The 15,465-nt window shown below is 71.9% G+C and carries 15 protein-coding genes and 2 pseudogenes; 11 read left to right on the top strand and 6 right to left on the bottom strand.

Annotated features, from left to right (window positions below):
* Window positions 1-144 precede the first annotated feature (144 nt).
* Window positions 145-711 (top strand): VOC family protein, encoded by a 567-nt coding sequence (locus ABZ855_RS40945; protein WP_360816564.1) that lies wholly within the window; start codon window positions 145-147, stop codon window positions 709-711.
* 55 nt (window positions 712-766) lie between these two features.
* Here the strand turns inward: ABZ855_RS40945 and ABZ855_RS40940 are convergent, their stop codons facing one another.
* Entirely contained in the window at window positions 767-1,213 is a 447-nt protein-coding gene (locus ABZ855_RS40940) for an Lrp/AsnC family transcriptional regulator (RefSeq protein WP_360816561.1), read from the bottom strand.
* Between the two features lie 93 nt (window positions 1,214-1,306).
* Between ABZ855_RS40940 and ABZ855_RS40935 the strand changes: the two genes are divergently transcribed.
* The 3 genes and pseudogenes from ABZ855_RS40935 to ABZ855_RS40925 form a co-directional block, all read left to right on the top strand.
* A complete protein-coding gene (locus ABZ855_RS40935) occupies window positions 1,307-2,119 on the top strand; it encodes an LLM class flavin-dependent oxidoreductase (RefSeq protein ID WP_360816558.1) in 813 nt (270 codons plus the stop codon).
* Complete coding sequence (locus ABZ855_RS40930; protein WP_360816555.1) at window positions 2,116-2,568, top strand: nucleoside deaminase; 453 nt, start codon at window positions 2,116-2,118, stop codon at window positions 2,566-2,568. Before ABZ855_RS40935 ends, ABZ855_RS40930 begins: the two co-directional genes overlap by 4 nt.
* Before the next feature lie 67 nt (window positions 2,569-2,635).
* Window positions 2,636-3,016: pseudogene (locus ABZ855_RS40925) on the top strand (XRE family transcriptional regulator); the annotation flags it as partial.
* Window positions 3,017-3,091: 75 nt separating this feature from the next.
* Here ABZ855_RS40925 and ABZ855_RS40920 read toward each other — a convergent pair.
* From ABZ855_RS40920 to sulP, 4 genes are all read right to left on the bottom strand, one after another.
* Window positions 3,092-3,793, bottom strand: a complete 702-nt coding sequence (locus tag ABZ855_RS40920; RefSeq protein ID WP_360816552.1) for a response regulator transcription factor — start codon at window positions 3,791-3,793, stop codon at window positions 3,092-3,094.
* Between the two features lie 80 nt (window positions 3,794-3,873).
* Window positions 3,874-4,656, bottom strand: a complete 783-nt coding sequence (locus ABZ855_RS40915; protein WP_360816549.1) for a CBS domain-containing protein — start codon at window positions 4,654-4,656, stop codon at window positions 3,874-3,876.
* Window positions 4,657-4,700: 44 nt separating this feature from the next.
* The gene (locus ABZ855_RS40910; RefSeq protein ID WP_360816546.1) at window positions 4,701-5,165 is read right to left on the bottom strand and encodes a cyclic nucleotide-binding domain-containing protein; all 465 of its coding nucleotides are present in this window, start codon (window positions 5,163-5,165) and stop codon (window positions 4,701-4,703) included.
* A gap of 233 nt (window positions 5,166-5,398) precedes the next feature.
* Window positions 5,399-7,141 carry a sulfate permease gene (gene sulP, locus ABZ855_RS40905; protein ID WP_360816543.1) on the bottom strand — a complete coding sequence of 581 codons (1,743 nt, stop codon included), beginning with the start codon at window positions 7,139-7,141 and terminating at the stop codon, window positions 5,399-5,401.
* Between the two features lie 221 nt (window positions 7,142-7,362).
* On the opposite strand from sulP, the gene ABZ855_RS40900 reads away from it, so the two are divergent.
* The 4 genes from ABZ855_RS40900 (at window position 7,363) to ABZ855_RS40885 (ending at window position 11,009) form a co-directional block, all read left to right on the top strand.
* Complete coding sequence (locus ABZ855_RS40900; RefSeq protein WP_360816540.1) at window positions 7,363-7,992, top strand: DoxX family protein; 630 nt, start codon at window positions 7,363-7,365, stop codon at window positions 7,990-7,992.
* Window positions 7,993-8,152: 160 nt separating this feature from the next.
* Window positions 8,153-9,058 (top strand): universal stress protein, encoded by a 906-nt coding sequence (locus ABZ855_RS40895; RefSeq protein ID WP_360816537.1) that lies wholly within the window; start codon window positions 8,153-8,155, stop codon window positions 9,056-9,058.
* Between the two features lie 44 nt (window positions 9,059-9,102).
* Window positions 9,103-10,125, top strand: a complete 1,023-nt coding sequence (gene adhP, locus ABZ855_RS40890; protein ID WP_360816534.1) for an alcohol dehydrogenase AdhP — start codon at window positions 9,103-9,105, stop codon at window positions 10,123-10,125.
* 5 nt (window positions 10,126-10,130) lie between these two features.
* The gene (locus ABZ855_RS40885; RefSeq protein WP_360816531.1) at window positions 10,131-11,009 is read left to right on the top strand and encodes a universal stress protein; all 879 of its coding nucleotides are present in this window, start codon (window positions 10,131-10,133) and stop codon (window positions 11,007-11,009) included.
* 17 nt (window positions 11,010-11,026) lie between these two features.
* Here ABZ855_RS40885 and ppk2 read toward each other — a convergent pair whose 3' ends face one another.
* Window positions 11,027-11,830 (bottom strand): polyphosphate kinase 2, encoded by an 804-nt coding sequence (ppk2, locus tag ABZ855_RS40880; RefSeq protein WP_360816528.1) that lies wholly within the window; start codon window positions 11,828-11,830, stop codon window positions 11,027-11,029.
* Between the two features lie 42 nt (window positions 11,831-11,872).
* Here ppk2 and ABZ855_RS40875 point away from each other — a divergent pair, with 42 nt between their 5' ends.
* The 3 genes and pseudogenes from ABZ855_RS40875 to ABZ855_RS40865 all read left to right on the top strand — a co-directional run bounded on the left by ABZ855_RS40875 (window position 11,873) and on the right by ABZ855_RS40865 (window position 15,095).
* Window positions 11,873-14,266, top strand: coding sequence for a phosphoketolase family protein (locus ABZ855_RS40875; protein ID WP_360816525.1), 2,394 nt, complete (start codon window positions 11,873-11,875; stop codon window positions 14,264-14,266).
* A gap of 46 nt (window positions 14,267-14,312) precedes the next feature.
* A pseudogene (locus ABZ855_RS40870) lies at window positions 14,313-14,510 on the top strand (hypothetical protein); the annotation flags it as partial.
* An 87-nt stretch (window positions 14,511-14,597) separates the two neighbouring features.
* On the top strand, window positions 14,598-15,095 hold the full coding sequence (locus ABZ855_RS40865; protein WP_360816522.1) for a flavodoxin domain-containing protein: 498 nt from the start codon (window positions 14,598-14,600) through the stop codon (window positions 15,093-15,095).
* Window positions 15,096-15,465: the final 370 nt, after the last annotated feature.

Genomic DNA, 15,465 nt, shown 5'->3' with positions numbered 1-15,465 from the left:
TCCCGCGAGGCTCTTGACGGCGGGGGCGAAGCGCACGAAGGTAACGACAGCGACCGCCTGTCGGACAGACGTCCGCCACTCCATCCGTCGCTCTGTCCGTCGCCTGCCACCCGGCGGACCAGGAAATCTCAAGGAGAGTCGACGATGACCCAGACTTCCCCCGCACCCTCAGCCGCGTCCGGCGCCGCCGACCTGCCCTCACGGCTGCACCACAACGCCTACGTCACCCGTGACCAGGAGGCGACCCGGGCCTTCTACGAGGACCTCATCGGCCTGCCCCTCGTCGCCACCTGGAAGGAGTCCGACGAACTCTTCGGCGCGGTACGCACGTACTGCCACACCTTCTACGCCCTCGGCGACGGCAGCGCCCTCGCCTTCTTCCAGTTCGCCGACCCCGAGGACCAGAAGCAGTTCGGCCCCGAGATGCCGCACTCGCCGTTCCAGCACATCGCGCTGAAGGTCACCGAGGCGGTGCAGAGCGCGATCGCCGAGCGGCTGGAGAAGGCGGGCTGGAAGCCCGAGGAGACCTACGTCCTGGAACACGGCTACTGCCGTTCCCTCTACACCAGCGACCCCAACGGCCTGCTCCTCGAGTTCACCGTGGACGCCCCCGGTATCGAGGCGAGCGACGAGGAACGCCGCCGCACCGCCCACGCCGACCTCGCCTCGTGGCTCGCCGGCGAACACACCACCAACAACACCTACCGCTGACCGGTCACCTCGGCGTCATCGGGCAAAGCCGGGCATGGCGGCGGTCGGCTGTTGGTCAGGGCCGCCTGGGTCCGCGAAGGGGCAGGGTTCGGCTGTAGACGACGCTCGTGGTCGTGGTGCCGAAGCCGGCCAGTTCGTCCATGAGCGTCTCCAGGTGCTCCATGGAGGTCGCGGCCACCTTCAGGGTGTAGCAGTCGTCGCCGGTGGTCCGCAGGCACTCCAGGATCTCCCGGCGTTCGGCGAGCAGCTGGTGCAGGGGCTGGTGGCGGTTGCCGGGGTACTTCAGGCGGACGACGGCGAGCACCGGGTAGCCGACCTTGGCCAGGTCCACGGTGGCGTGGTAGCCGGTGATGACGCCCAGCGACTCCAGATTGCGCACCCGCTCGGTGGTGGCCGACGGGCTGAGGCTGACGCGGCGCCCCAGCTCGCTGAGGGAGAGGCGGGCGTCCTGCTGCAACTGGTCGATGATCGCCCAGTCGATGTCGTCGAGGTTCACGGCCATGGCGCGATATTACCGGGAGATTCACTGCGGGAAGCGGGAACTACCGGGAAGGTTTGGTTCCGCCCGGCGTGATCACCGCAATAATCTCGAGGCATGCAACTGGGTGTCAACGTACCGAACTTCGGGCCCGGGACCGACCCGGGCGTGCTGCGTGAGTGGGCGCGGGTCGTGGCGGGGGGCGGGTTCGATCTGCTGATGGTGTCGGACCACGTGGCCGTCACCCCGGATGTGGCGGAGCGGTATCCGGAGCCGTTCTACGACCCGTTCACCACACTGTCCTGGCTGGCCGGTGTCAGCGGTGGCGAACTGTCGCTGGGCACGACCGTGCTGGTGCTGCCGTACCGTCATCCGCTGCTGGCGGCACGGATGGCGAGCAGTCTGCAACGGCTCAGCGGTGGGCGGTTCGTGCTCGGAGTGGGGGTGGGATGGGCGCGGCAGGAGTTCGACGCGCTCGGGGTGCCGTTCGGCGCGCGGGGCCGGCTGACCGACGAGTACCTGGGGGTGATGCGGCAGGTGTGGGAGGCGGAGGACCAGGCCGCGCCCGCGGTGTGGGTCGGCGGGCACAGTGCGGCGGCGATCCGGCGGACGGTCAGGTTCGGCGATGCCTGGCATCCGCTGAGGCTTCCGCTGACGCGGATGCGGTCGGTTCTCGCGGACCACGCGTTGCCGGGGTTCGCGCCGCGGATCGCGCTGCGGTTGACCGACGCTCCGATCGAGGATGCCGAGCGGCCGGCCGGTGTCGGCGACATGCGGCAGATCGTGGGTGATCTGGCGGAGCTTCGCGGGCTCGGTGCCCAGGCGGTGGTGTTCGACCCCTACGACGGGGACCCGGCTCAGACCCGTCGGCCCGAGGCCGCGTGGTGCGCGCTCACCGCGGTTGCCGAGCAGTGGGGGGCGGCGTCGTGATCACCCCTGCTGACGAGGCGCTGCTGCGGCAGGCCATCGGTATCGCGGCGCGCGCGGTGGAGCTGGGCGATGCGCCGTACGGCTCGCTGCTGGCCGGGCCGGACGGGGCCATCCTCGCCGAGGCGCACAACACAGTCCGGCGGGACGACGACATCACGGCCCATCCGGAGTTGAAGCTGGCCCGGTGGGCGGCCCGTGAGCTGGATACGGCCACGGCCGCCCGTACCACCCTGTACACAAGCTGCCAGCCGTGCGGCATGTGCGCCGGCGGCATCATTCGCTCCGGCATCGGCCGGGTCGTGTACGCGCTCTCCACCGAGCAACTCGTCGAACTCAACCCGGAGTCGGGCCTGTGGCCGTCGGTGACGCAGGACGGTCCGGCCCTGCACGACGAGGCACGCGCACCCATCACCTCCTACTACGGGCCGAGCCCGTCGGCCGGTACCTGACCCACAGCTCCCCGGCGGCCGGCATTCGCGGTCGCCGGCGAGGTATGTCACCCATAGTTCGGCCGCGGAATCGGTCGCCCAGCTGCGCCTGCTCACCGGGCACCGGCCCGAGGACGCCGAGCCGGCGGCGCTGGTCGGTGAGCCGGCCATCCGCAGCGAGCCGTTCCGGCGGCTGGGGGCGACCGGCGACGTACGGGAGAAGCGGTTGGGCGTCACCCGTTTCGTGCACCCGGTCGTCGGCACGCTCGAGTTCGACCCCCACGTGCTCGCCGTGCCCGCCCGCCCCGATCGCTCACTGCTCACCTACCTGCCGCGACCCGGCTCACCGACGGCCGAGGCCCTCGGGACGCTGCTGAGCCGGGTCGCCGACGGACCCGCCCCGGCGGCCCGGGAAGTTCCCGCCGCGGCATCGGATTCCGACGGCGACGCGAGCCCGGCAACCGCCTGAGCGTCGGTTGGTCAAGCCTCAGGAGATGCGCGATTCACCGGCCTCACCGCGGCTCCGGACGGCCCGCGCCGCCGCTCACCTCCCTGGGCGTTCGCCGGTGGCCGGCTGCTCCAGCTGGGAGGCGAGGACCGCGGCCTGGACGCGGCGCTGGACGCCGAGCTTGGCCAGGAGGCGGGAGATGTGGTTCTTGACGGTCTTCTCGGAGAGGTAGAGCTTCTTGCCGATCTCCCGGTTGGTGAGACCGTCGCCGATCAGGGCCAGGATGTCCCGCTCGCGGGGCGACAGGCTCGCCAGCTCGGGTGACAGGGCGGGGGTCTCGGCGGGGTCGGCGCGCAGCGAGCGCATCAGACGGGCCGTGGTCGCGGGGTCCAGCATGGACTGGCCGGAGGCGACCGTGCGTACCGCCGAGACCAGGTCGGAGCCCCTGATCTGCTTGAGGACATAGCCGGAGGCCCCGGCCATGATCGCGTCCAGCAGGGCGTCCTCGTCGTCGAACGAGGTCAGCATCAGACAGGCCAGCTCCGGCATCCGGCTGCGCAGTTCCCGGCAGACCGTGATGCCGTCGCCGTCCGGGAGACGTACGTCCAGCACGGCGACGTCCGGGCGCAGTGCCGGAGCACGGACGAGGGCGTGCTCGACGGAATCCGCGTCACCGATCACGGAGATGTCCGGTTCGGCGTCGAGGAGGTCGGTGATGCCGCGTCGTACGACCTCGTGGTCGTCGAGCAGGAACACCCTGATCGGGTCCTGCTCCGTGAAGGTGCGTGTCTCGGTCATGACGGCCCCTCGTCCCCGGTGGCGTGCGGGCTCTGCGGGTCACCCGTGTCGACGATCATCGCTCGCCGGGGCCCGATGTACTAGGGCCGACCGGCCCTACTGGGGTCGGGATGTGCCTCTGCCGCCCGTGTCTCGGTCTCGCGGTCGAGGGCGGCGCCGCGGTGGACGTGTCGGTTGCCGAGTCCGTGATCGTCCAGGTCGCCCACGACGTGGCCGACGCCTTCGTCACCCAGCTCGAAGTCCACGTCCACCACACCCTCGACGGCACGCACCAGGCGGGCGGCCACGGGGACCAGGGAGGTGTCCCGGACCCGGCCGGCCAGCTTCACCACGCCGTCGTGCCCCTGGACGCGGACCGATGATCCCGGCGGCGGGAAGAGGTAGGACACGACCTCGCGGCGGATCTCCTCGGCGAGGTCGTCGTCGGAGCGCAGGAAGACCTTGAGAAGGTCGGACCTGCTGACGATGCCCTCCAGCATGCCCAGTTGGTTGACCACCGGCAGCCGCTTGACCCTGGCCCGTGCCATGGTCCGGGCGGCTTCGGCGAGCGTGGCGTCGGGGCGCGTGGTGAGCGCCGGGGCGGTCATCAGCTCCTCCGCCCGCACGCCGCCGGCCTTCGCGAGGTCGAACAGGCGGCGCAGCTGTATGTACCGGTCGGGGTCGCTGTCGCGGAACTCCTCCTTGGGCAACAGATCGGCCTCGGAGACGAGCCCCACGACGCGGCCCTCGCCCTCCAGGACGGGCAGGGCGCTGACCTGCCAGTCCTGCATCATCCGCACGATCTCCTTGAAGGTGGCCTGGCGGCCGACCGCGGTGACCGTGTGGGTCATGACGTCGCTGACGATGTGCGGGGTGCCGTGCATCGTGGCTCCCTCCTCTCTTCTCAACCCTCGGTGCTGTGCTCGGCTCAGGCGTGAGTGCCGGCGCCGTAGGGGGCGTACAGGTCCAGCAGCCGGGTCCGGGCAGAGCGGAGGCGGTGGGCGAGCACGTCGCCGACCCACAGGGCGACGGTGGCGCCGAGGGCAGGATCGTCCTGGCACATCAGCCGGATGGCCGTGGCGTCGAACTCGTACGCCCGCACCGGGGTCGTCGCTATGGCACCCATGTGCCAGCTGTGCGGTCCGAACAGCCAGGACCAGCCCACGAGCTCGTTGTGACGGAGGCTCTCGATGACGGCCGCGCGGCGACCGGGCACCCGCATGTCGAGTTCGACGGTGCCGGTGCGGATGATCCAGAACCGGTCGGCCTTGCCGCCCTCCTCGAACAGGCGAGTCCCCTGAGGGACGGACACCTCGCGGGCGACGCGCATGAGCCGCTGCCTGTGCTCCGCGGGCAGGGCTCGCAGCATGCTGGGGGTAGGAGTGGTGATCACGGCGTGCCTCCCTGACGGGTACGGGAACTGCCATGACCAGCGTGTGCCCGATGCCGGGCGGCGGGCCATGGGCCACTCGACCCTCCGGCCGGGCCACTCGGCTCCCACGGGGAGACCCCCGGCACCCGGTGTCCACCGGTCGGACAACTACGGCCGCCTCACGGGCCGCCAAGTCGGCGTCGGCTGTCGGACGGCTCGAAACCGCAGCGGGTGCCGTGTCGTGCCGATTCGGCCTAGATCCCCTGACCAGGGCCCTGGTGGGGTTTCGCTCCGGTCCGGTTCTGCTTCGCGTCGGCCCAGTGGCGGTACGCGGACACCGCCGTCGGCAGCGTCGGGAAGATCAGCTCCGGCCCCACCGAGTCCGCGAGGCCGTACGCCTCAAGGTCGTCCAGGAGGTCCTGCTTCACGCGGGCGAGGGCGAACACGACGCCCCTGCGGTCGAGTTCGCGGCGCAGTTCGTCGACCGCGTCGAGGGCGGTGATGTCGACCTCGACGTTGGCCTCGGTGTTGAGGACGAACCACCGTACGGGCCCGGTCTGTTCGTCCACGGCGGCCAGGGCACGGCGACGGAAGTCCTCCGCGTTGGCGAAGAACAGCGGGGAGTCGTAGCGGTAGACGAGCAGGCCGGGGATCGTACGGGCCGTCGGGTAGTCGTCGACGTCGTGCATGCCGGCCACGCCCGGTACGACACCCTCGACCGCGTCGTGCGGCCGGGCGACCCGGCTCAGCAACTCGGCCACCGACAGGCCGACGGCCACGAGCACGCCGTAGAGGATGTCGAGGGCGAGCACCCCGGCCAGGCAGCCGAGCGCGAGCAGCAGCTCACGGCGGCGGAAGGACGCGAGGCGGCGGAAACCCGCCAGGTCGATCATGCGGACGGCGGCATAGACGACGAGCGCGCCGAGGACGGCGGACGGGGTGCGGGTGAGCAGCGGGCTGAGGAAGAGCAGGACGGCGAGCACCACGGCTCCGGCGACCAGCGAGTACGCCTGGCTGCGGGCGCCCGCCGAGGAGGCGAGCGCGGTGCGGCTGGCGCTGCTGCTGACGGGGAAGCCCTGCAGGACGCCCGCGCCCAGGTTGGCGGCGCCCAGCGCCAGGAACTCCTGGTTGGCGTCGAGCCCGGGGCCGTCGGTGTGGAACGCCCGCGCGGTGAGGATGAAGTCGGTGTAGGCGACGATCAGGACGCCGAGGGCGGGCAGGACGAGACGCGGCAGCTCGCTCAGGTCCGGCCGGGCGAGGGCGGGCAGGCCGGAGGGGATGTCGCCGATCACCTTGATGCCGTACCGGCCGTCGAGGTCGAACACGGCCACGGTGGCGGTGGCGAGGACGAAGGCCAACAGCGGGGCCGGCACACGCTTCGGCACCGTGAACAGGAGCGCCAGCGCGGCGGCGGAGAGGATCACGGTCGCCGCGTGGGCGTCGGGCAAGTGCCGGACGAAGGAGAACAGTTGGGGGAAGAACTCCGAACCGGTCGTCCGTACCCCGGTGAGCTTCGGCAGCTGGTCCACGATCATGATCAGTGCGACCCCCGCCAGATAGCCGATCAGGACCGGGCGGGAGAGCAGATCCGCGAGGAAGCCGAGGCGCACCGCCCGTGCGACCAGGCACAGGAGTCCGACGGTGACCGCGAGGGTGGTCGCCAGCGCGGCGTAGCGGTTCGGGTCGCCGGCGGCGAGCGGGCCGACCACGGTCGCGGTCATGAGTGCGGTCGTGGACTCGGGGCCGACCGAGAGCAGGCGTGAGGAGCCCAGCAGGGCGTACAGGGCGAGGGCGGGCAGGATCGCCCACAGTCCGGCGACCGGCGGCAGCCCGGCCACCCCCGCGTACGCCATGACCTGCGGCACCAGATAGGCGGCCACCGTCACCCCGGCCAGCAGATCGCCCTTCAGCCAGGTACGCCGGTAACCGAGGAGAACCACGGCTCCGGGTGCCAGGCGGCGCCACACCCGTGTGTGGGCTCCTGTGTCCTGCCTCATGAACCACCTTCCCGTGTCGGGCCTCAGGATCCACCGGCCCGGCCGCGACCGCGAGCCCTGTGGGGCGGAGGCCGCGCGTGTACCCCAACGGTCCCTGGAAACAGGGCCGTTCAGCCCAACAGCCATGGTCCATCGGCACCCGGCGGTCGTCGTCCCGCGAGACCAGAGTGAGGGGCGTCAGAAACCGAACCGGACCGCTCCTCCCTGAAGGGATCACCGCCATGGCCGTGCACGAGCACCCTCACCGGAGCTCTGGCTACCACCCGCCGTCCTTCCGCAGGAACCGGAACGCCTCCGTCTCCGAGTCCGCCGTGTCGGCACTCGGCTACACGCACACCGCGCGGTCCTACGTCCTCGCGTCCCTGCGCCTGCTCACCGGGTTCGTCTTCCTGTGGGCCTTCCTCGACAAGACCTTCGGCCTCGGCTACGCCACCTCCTCCGGCAAGGGCTGGATCGACGGCGGCTCGCCCACCAAGGGCTTCCTCAGCGGTGTCGCCGCCGGGCCGGTGGAGTCCACCTTCCACGACTGGGCCGGGGCCGCCTGGGCGGACTGGCTGTTCATGCTCGGTCTGCTCGGGGTCGGCGTCGCGCTGATCGCCGGTGTGGCGCTGCGGTTCGCGGCACTCGCGGGCACCTTGATGATGGCGCTGATGTGGGTCGCCGAGTGGCCGCCCGCGCAGCACCTCTCCGACGGCTCGCCGAGCATGTCGACGAACCCCTTCGTCGAGTACCACGTCGTCTACGCGGTCGTCCTGATCGTCCTCGCCGCCACCGCCTCCGGGGACACCCTCGGCCTCGGCCGGCTGTGGGCGAAGCTCCCGCTCGTCCGCCGCAGCCCCTGGCTGCGCTGATCGGCGGGAGGGGCGGCGAACCGGGCCGACGGCTCCGCCGCCCCGAAGCGCCCGGCCAATGGGGCCGGTCGGCCCCCCGGCAGGGACCTGCGGCCCCTGCCGGGGGCCTCGTCCGGAGACGAGGCTCGTATCGGAGCCCCCGAATCAAGAGGTGGAGATCATGACCCGCACCATCGCCGTCGGCCTCGACGGTTCGAGCGAGAGCCTGGCCGCCGCCGAGTGGGCGGCCCGTGAGGCCGGGCTGCTGGGCCTGCCGCTGAAGCTGGTGCATGTGTGGGAGCCTGTCCCGGCTCCCATGGCGCAGGCGCCGCTGCTCGGCGTCGAGACGCAGGCTCACTGGACCGAGCGGATCCCGCGCGAGGCGGCCGAGGGCATCCGGCTGCGTCACCCCGGCCTCGACGTGACCACCGAGCAGTTGACCGGCCACCCCGGCGACGTCCTGGCGGACGCGGCGAAGGACGCCGAGCTGCTGGTGCTGGGCTCGCGTGGAATGAGCGGCATCGGCGGCTTCCTGGTCGGCTCGGTCGGCCTGTCGGCCGTGGCGCACGCCGAGCGGCCGGTGGTCCTGGTCCGGGCCTGGGAGCAGGCAGCCGACGAGCACGAGATGGACCCGGCCGGCATCCCGTCCGCCGCGACCCCGTTCCGGCCCGTCGTCCTCGGCCTCGACATCGGGAGCCCGGACGAGACCCTGATCGAGTTCGCCTTCGCGGCGGCGGCCCGCCGTGGTACCTCCCTGCGGGTCGTGCACGGCTGGAATCCGCCCCCGTACTACGCCTACGGCCTCGCCACCGACCTCGAACTCCACGGCGCCCTCGCCCACCGCGAGACCGTCGCCCTGACCGAGTTCCTGCGTCCGTGGCGCGAGAAGCACCCGGACGTCGAGGTCACCGAGGAATGCCACTACGGCACCCCCGGCAGCCACCTGGCCGACGCCTCCCGCGAGGCCTCCCTGGTCGTCGTGGGCCGCCGGATCCGCCGCAACCCGTTCGGTGCCCACATCGGCCCGGTGACCCACGCCGTGCTGCACCACTCCGCCGCCCCCGTCGCCGTCGTCCCCCACGACTGACGTCCCACCCCGAAGTCTCCCTGAAGCCCGAGGAGTTGAATCCCATGAAGGCAGCGGTCGTACGAGCCTTCGGCGAGCCCCTGGTCATCGAGGAACGCCCCGACCCCGAGCCCGGCCCCGGCCAGGTCCGTATCCGCGTCGAGGCCTGCGGGCTGTGCCACACCGACATCCACGCCGCCCACGGCGACTGGCCCGTCAAGCCCAGCCCGCCCTTCGTCCCCGGCCACGAGGGCGTCGGCCTCGTCGAGAAGCTCGGCGACGGCGTCACCCACCTCGGCGTCGGGCAGCGGGTCGCCGTGCCCTGGCTCGGCAAGGCGTGCGGGCGGTGCGAGCACTGCCTGTCCGGCTGGGAGACCCTCTGCGAGCAACAGGTCAACACCGGCTACGGCTGCGACGGCGGGTACGCCGAGAAGATGCTCGCCTGGGCCGACTTCGCCCAGCCCGTGCCGGACGGCGTCAGCGCCGTCGACGCGGCCCCCCTGACCTGCGCGGGCGTGACGACGTACAAGGCGCTGAAGGTCGCCGAGGTGAAGCCCGCGCAGCTCGTGGCCATCTCCGGCGTCGGCGGGCTCGGGCACCTGGCCGTCCAGTACGCGAAGATCGCCGGGGCCACCGTCGCGGCGATCGACGTCACCGACGAGAAGCTCGAACTCGCCGCCCAACTGGGCGCCGACATCCTCATCGACGCCCGCAAGGACGACGTCGGCGCGGTCCTGAAGCAGCACGGCGGCGCACACGCCGCGATCGCGCTCGCCGTCGACGACGCCGCCTTCGAGGCCGTCAACGCCGGGCTGCGGCGCGGCGGAAAGCTGGTCATGGTGGCCCTGCCCGCGCACGGCACGGTCCGCGTGCCCATCTTCGGCACCGTCCTCAACGGCACCAGCGTGATCGGCTCGATCGTCGGCACCCGGCAGGACCTCGCCGAGGTCTTCCAGCTGCACGCGGCCGGCCGTACGGAGGTCATCTGCGAGACCCGTCCGCTGGCCTCCGTCAACGAGTCGATCGACGAGGTACTGCGCGGTGAGGTCAAGGCCCGGATCGTCTTCGACCTGGACACGGGGCGGTGACGGCGATGACGACGGACCTGCCGATCGTCGTCGGCGTCGACGGCTCCGAGCCCGCTCTGCGGGCCGTGGACTGGGCGGCGGACGAGGCCGCCGTTCGCGGGCTGCCCCTGCGGCTGGTGTACGCCTCGCTGTGGGAGCGGTACGAGGGTGCCCACCTCGCCGAGGATCTGGGCAAGCCGTCCGAGCAGGTGCTGGCCGAGGACATCGTGGCGACCGCCGCCCGGCGCGCCACGAGCCGACGGCCCGAGGTGAAGGTCGCCACCGACGTACAGGCCGAGGAACCCGAGTACGCGCTGCTGAGGGAGAGCCGCAGCGCCTCCCTCCTGGTGACCGGCACCCGAGGCCGTACCGGCCTCGCCGAGGCGCTGCTCGGCTCGGTGAGCCTGACCGTGGCCGGTCACGCCCACTGCCCCGTGGTCGTCGTGCGCGGCAGTCACGACGACCAGGCGCTGCCCACGGCCCATGGCCGAGTGGTCGTCGGCGTGGGCGAGCCGCCGGTGGCCTCGGCGGCGGTGCGTTTCGCCGCCGAGGAGGCGCGGCGGCGCGGGACCGGGCTGGAGGCCGTACGGGCCTGGCGGTGCCCCGCGCACGAGACCACCGACCATCCCCTGCTCGCCGGGGAACCCGCCCACCTGCACGAGCAGCAGGCGGTGGAGGCTCTGGAGAAGGCGCTTCAGGACGTCCCAGCCGGGGTCCCGGTGCGCCACCGTACGGTCGAGGGCCACGCCCGGACCGTCCTGGTGGAGGCCTCGCTCGACGCCGACCTGCTGGTCCTCGGGGCCCGCCGCCGGCAGCGGCACTTCGGGCTCCAGCTGGGCCGGGTCGCCCACGGCGTGCTGCACCACTCCGCCTGCCCGGTCGTCATCGTGCCCGAGCGGGTGTGACCGGGATGACCGGCTGTTCAGAGGCTCGCCGCGTGGTCGGGGACGTAGGTCTGCAGATCACGCGGCGGGCGCTGGTAGCCGGTCGACGGCGGGCGCGCGGGCAGTTCCAGCACGGGCGGCGGGACGTCGTCGTAGGGAACCGAGCCCAGCAGGTGCGCGATCATGTTCAGTCGGGCCCGCCGCTTGTCGTCGCTCTCCACGACGAACCAGGGCGCCTCCGAGATGTCGGTGTGCACCAGCATCTCGTCCTTGGCACGGGAGTACGCCTCCCAGCGGGTGATCGACTCCAGGTCCATCGGGGAGAGTTTCCAGCGCCGCAGCGGATCCTCGAGGCGGCGGCGGAACCGCTCCTGCTGCTCGGTGTCGCTCACCGAGAACCAGTACTTGCGCAGCACGATCCCGGCCTCGATCAGCATCCGCTCGAAGATCGGACACTGCCGGAGGAAGAGCTGGTACTCCTCCCTGGTGCAGAAGCCCATCACGTGCTCGACGCCGGCCCTGTTGTACCAGGAGCGGTCGAACAGCACGATCTCCCCGGCGGCGGGCAGATGTTCGACGTAGCGCTGGAAGTACCACTGGCTCCGCTCGCGCTCGGTCGGCTTCGGGAGCGCCGCGATCCGGGCGACCCGGGGGTTGAGGTGCTCCGCGACCCGCTTGATCGTGCCGCCCTTGCCCGCCGCGTCCCGCCCCTCGAAGACCACGACCAGCCGGGAGCCCGACGCCCGCACCCACTCCTGGAGCTTCACCAACTCCGTCTGCAGACGCAGCAGTTCCTTCTCGTACGTCTCACGCGGCACCCTCGCCGCCTTCTTGCCGGCCATGCCGCCTCCACCGTCCGATGACCCAACCCACGGAGCCATCCCATGTCCGAGGCCGAACGCGTCGAACACCAGGACGCCACCGTACTTACCGACGACGAACTGCGCACCCTGGACGCCCACTGGCGGGCCGCCAACTACCTCGCCGCCGGGCAGATCTACCTGCTCGCCAACCCGCTGCTGACCGAGCCGCTCAGGCCCGAGCACATCAAGCCGCGGCTGCTCGGCCACTGGGGCACCTCGCCCGGCCTCAACCTCGTGTACACCCACCTCAACCGGGTGATCAGTCGACGAGGGCTCGACGCGCTGTGTGTTTGGGGACCGGGCCACGGCGGGCCGTCCGTGCTGGCCAACTCCTGGCTGGAAGGCAGCTACAGCGAGACGTACCCGGACGTGCCGCGCGACGGCCGGGGCATGGAGCGGCTGTTCCGGCAGTTCTCCTTCCCCGGCGGGGTGCCCAGCCACGTCGCCCCCGAGACGCCCGGCTCGATCCACGAGGGCGGTGAGCTGGGTTACTCGCTGTCGCACGCCTATGGAGCCGCCTTCGACAACCCGGACCTGCTGGTCGCCTGCGTGATCGGCGACGGCGAGGCGGAGACCGGACCGCTGGCCGCCTCCTGGCACTCCAACAAATTCCTCGACCCGGTGCACGACGGTGCCGTCCTGCCGATCCTGCACCTCAACGGCTACAAGATCGCCAATCCGGCCGTGCTCTCCCGCCTGCCGGAAGCCGAACTGGACGCCCTGCTGCGCGGATACGGCCACGAACCGATCCACGTCACCGGCGACAACCCGGCCCAGGTGCACCGCGACCTGGCCACCGCCCTCGACGACGCGCTGAACCGCATCGCCGAGACGCAGCGCTCGGCCCGCGAACACGGCGTCGCCGAGCGGGCGCGCTGGCCGGTGATCGTGCTGCGCACCCCGAAGGGCTGGACCGGCCCCGCCGAGGTCGACGGCGTCCCCGTCGAGGGCACCTGGCGGGCCCACCAGGTGCCACTGTCCGCCGTACGCGAAAACCCCGAGCACCTGAGGCAGTTGGAGACCTGGCTGCGCTCGTACCGGCCCGAGGAACTCTTCGACGCCGACGGCCGCCCCCGCGCCGATGTCCTGGCCTGTGTCCCCGGCGGCCCCCGGCGCCTGGGCGCCACCGCGCACGCCAACGGCGGCCTCCTCGTCCGGGACCTGCCCATCCGGTCCCTGGACGACTTCGCCGTACCGGTGGAGAAGCCGGGCACGACTCTGCACGAGCCGACCCGCGTTCTCGGTGACCTGCTCGAGCGGGTCATGCACGACACCCGCCTGCGCCGGGACTTCCGGGTCGTGGGCCCGGACGAGACCGCCTCCAACCGGCTCCAGGCCGTCTTCGCCGCCAGTGGCAAGGCCTGGCAGGCCGAACACCTCCCGGTCGACGAACACCTGGACCGGCACGGCCGAGTACTGGAGATCCTCTCCGAACACACCTGCCAGGGCTGGCTGGAGGGCTACCTCCTCACCGGCCGGCACGGACTGTTCTCCTGCTACGAGGCGTTCGTGCACATCGTCGACTCGATGGTCAACCAGCACATCAAATGGCTGAAGACATCGAGGGAGCTGGCGTGGCGGGCCCCGATCGCCTCCCTCAACTACCTGCTCACCTCGCACGTCTGGCGCCAGGACCACAACGGTTTCTCCCACCAGGACCCCGGCTTCGTCGACCACGTCCTCAACAAGAGCCCCGAAGTCGTACGCGTCTATCTGCCGCCGGACGCCAACACCCTGCTGTCCGTGGCCGACCACGCCCTGCGCAGCCGCGACCACGTCAACGTCATCGTGGCGGGCAAGCAGCCCTGCTTCGACTGGCTCTCCATGGAACAGGCGCGGGTCCACTGTGCGCGTGGCGCGGGCATCTGGGAGTGGGCCGGGACGGAGGACGGCGCCCGCGAGCCGGACGTCGTCCTCGCCTGCGCCGGGGACGTCCCCACCCAGGAGGTCCTGGCCGCCGCACAGTTGCTGCGCCGCCACCTCCCCGACCTGGCCGTCCGCGTGGTCAACGTCGTCGACATGACCCGGCTGCTGCCCCGCGAGGAACACCCGCACGGCATGAGCGACTTCGAGTACGACGGCCTCTTCACCACCGACAAACCGGTGATCTTCGCCTACCACGGCTACCCCTGGCTGATCCACCGCCTGGCCTACCGCCGCACCGGCCACCGGAACCTGCACGTACGCGGCTACAAGGAGTCCGGCTCCACGACCACCCCGTTCGACATGGTCGTCCGCAACGACCTCGACCGCTACCGCCTCGTCATGGACGTCATCGACCGCGTCCCCGGCCTCGCCGTCCGCGCCGCCGCCGTACGCCAGCGGATGGCCGACGCCCGCACCCGCCACGCGGCCTGGATCCGCGAGTACGGAACCGACCTGCCCGAGGTCGCCGACTGGACCTGGAACAGCTGAACTGCCCTTCCTGTGAGAGGAGTCAACCGCCATGACCGTATGCCGTACCGTCCCCGACCTCGACGGCGTCGAGACCGGGCGGGCCCGCGCACTGGTCGAGGTGTACCCGGCGGCGCACTCCGACGGCGGCCGGCTCGACCCGCGCACCTGCGCCGCCCCGCTCGCCCGCTACGGCATCCCCCAGCTCCCGTGGGCCCGGGCCGAGACGGAGGACGACGCCGTCCTCGCCGCCGACCGGCTGCGTCCCGACGAGCCGGCCGTACACGGCGTGACCGACGACTGGCCGCGCCGGCTGTGAGCACGAGACCCTGAGGAGAGGAGGCGGACCGCCATGCCGAGCAGCGTGCTGGTTGCCTACGGAACAACGAACGGATCGACCGCGGAGATCGCCGAAGCCGTTGCCAAGGTCCTGCGCAAGGACGGGCTGACGGTCGATGTACTGCCCGCCGGATCCGTGGCGAGTGCGGCGTCGTACGAGGCCGTCGTGGTCGGCGGCGCCCTGTACGCGGGACGCTGGCACAAGGACGCCCGCCGCTTCGTCCGCCGGCACCGCCGGGCCCTCGCCGGACGCCCGCTGTGGCTCTTCAGCAGCGGCCCGCTCGGCGCCGAGGCCGTCGGGCGGGACATCCCGCCCGTGCCCGGGGTGAGGAAGGCCATGACACGACTGGGCGCCCGCGAGCACGTCACCTTCGGCGGCTGTCTGGAGGAGGGCGCGAAGGGATGGGTGGCCGGGATGATCCTGCGCTCCGGGAAGGGCGGGGACTTCCGGGACTTCACCGTCATCGAGGAGTGGGCGGGGCGGGTGGCCGCCGAACTGCGCCGACGGTAGGAAGGTGAGTGGCGTGCGGCTATGAGGGCACCACGGCGACGGGGCACAGGGACTCGCCTACGAGCCCGCGCGCGCCGCGCCATGTCCGCCCGGCCATCTTCGGCGCCGCGCCGACGGACGGTCCGGAAGGGCGGAACGGTCCCCCTCCCGCCAGGTCCAGTGGGCCCCGGAGCAGCCCCTGCTCGACAGACCGCGCCGCTGCCGTCCGGCCGGAGAGAAGGGCCCGGCCGGCCCAAGCCGCACCCGCGCACAAGAGCCACGCTGGACATGCGGGCCGATTCCGGCGTGTAGGCGCCCCGGGCCCCGGGCCCCGGGCCCCGCAACGCGACGAATTGGGTGAGGAGCGTCATGAAAGCCTTCGTGTTCCACG

Source organism: Streptomyces sp. NPDC047042, assembly GCF_040644035.1.
Taxonomy (GTDB): Bacteria; Actinomycetota; Actinomycetes; order Streptomycetales; family Streptomycetaceae; genus Streptomyces.
Note: the sequence above shows the minus strand (reverse complement) of the source record. Positions and strands in the feature narration are given on the sequence as shown.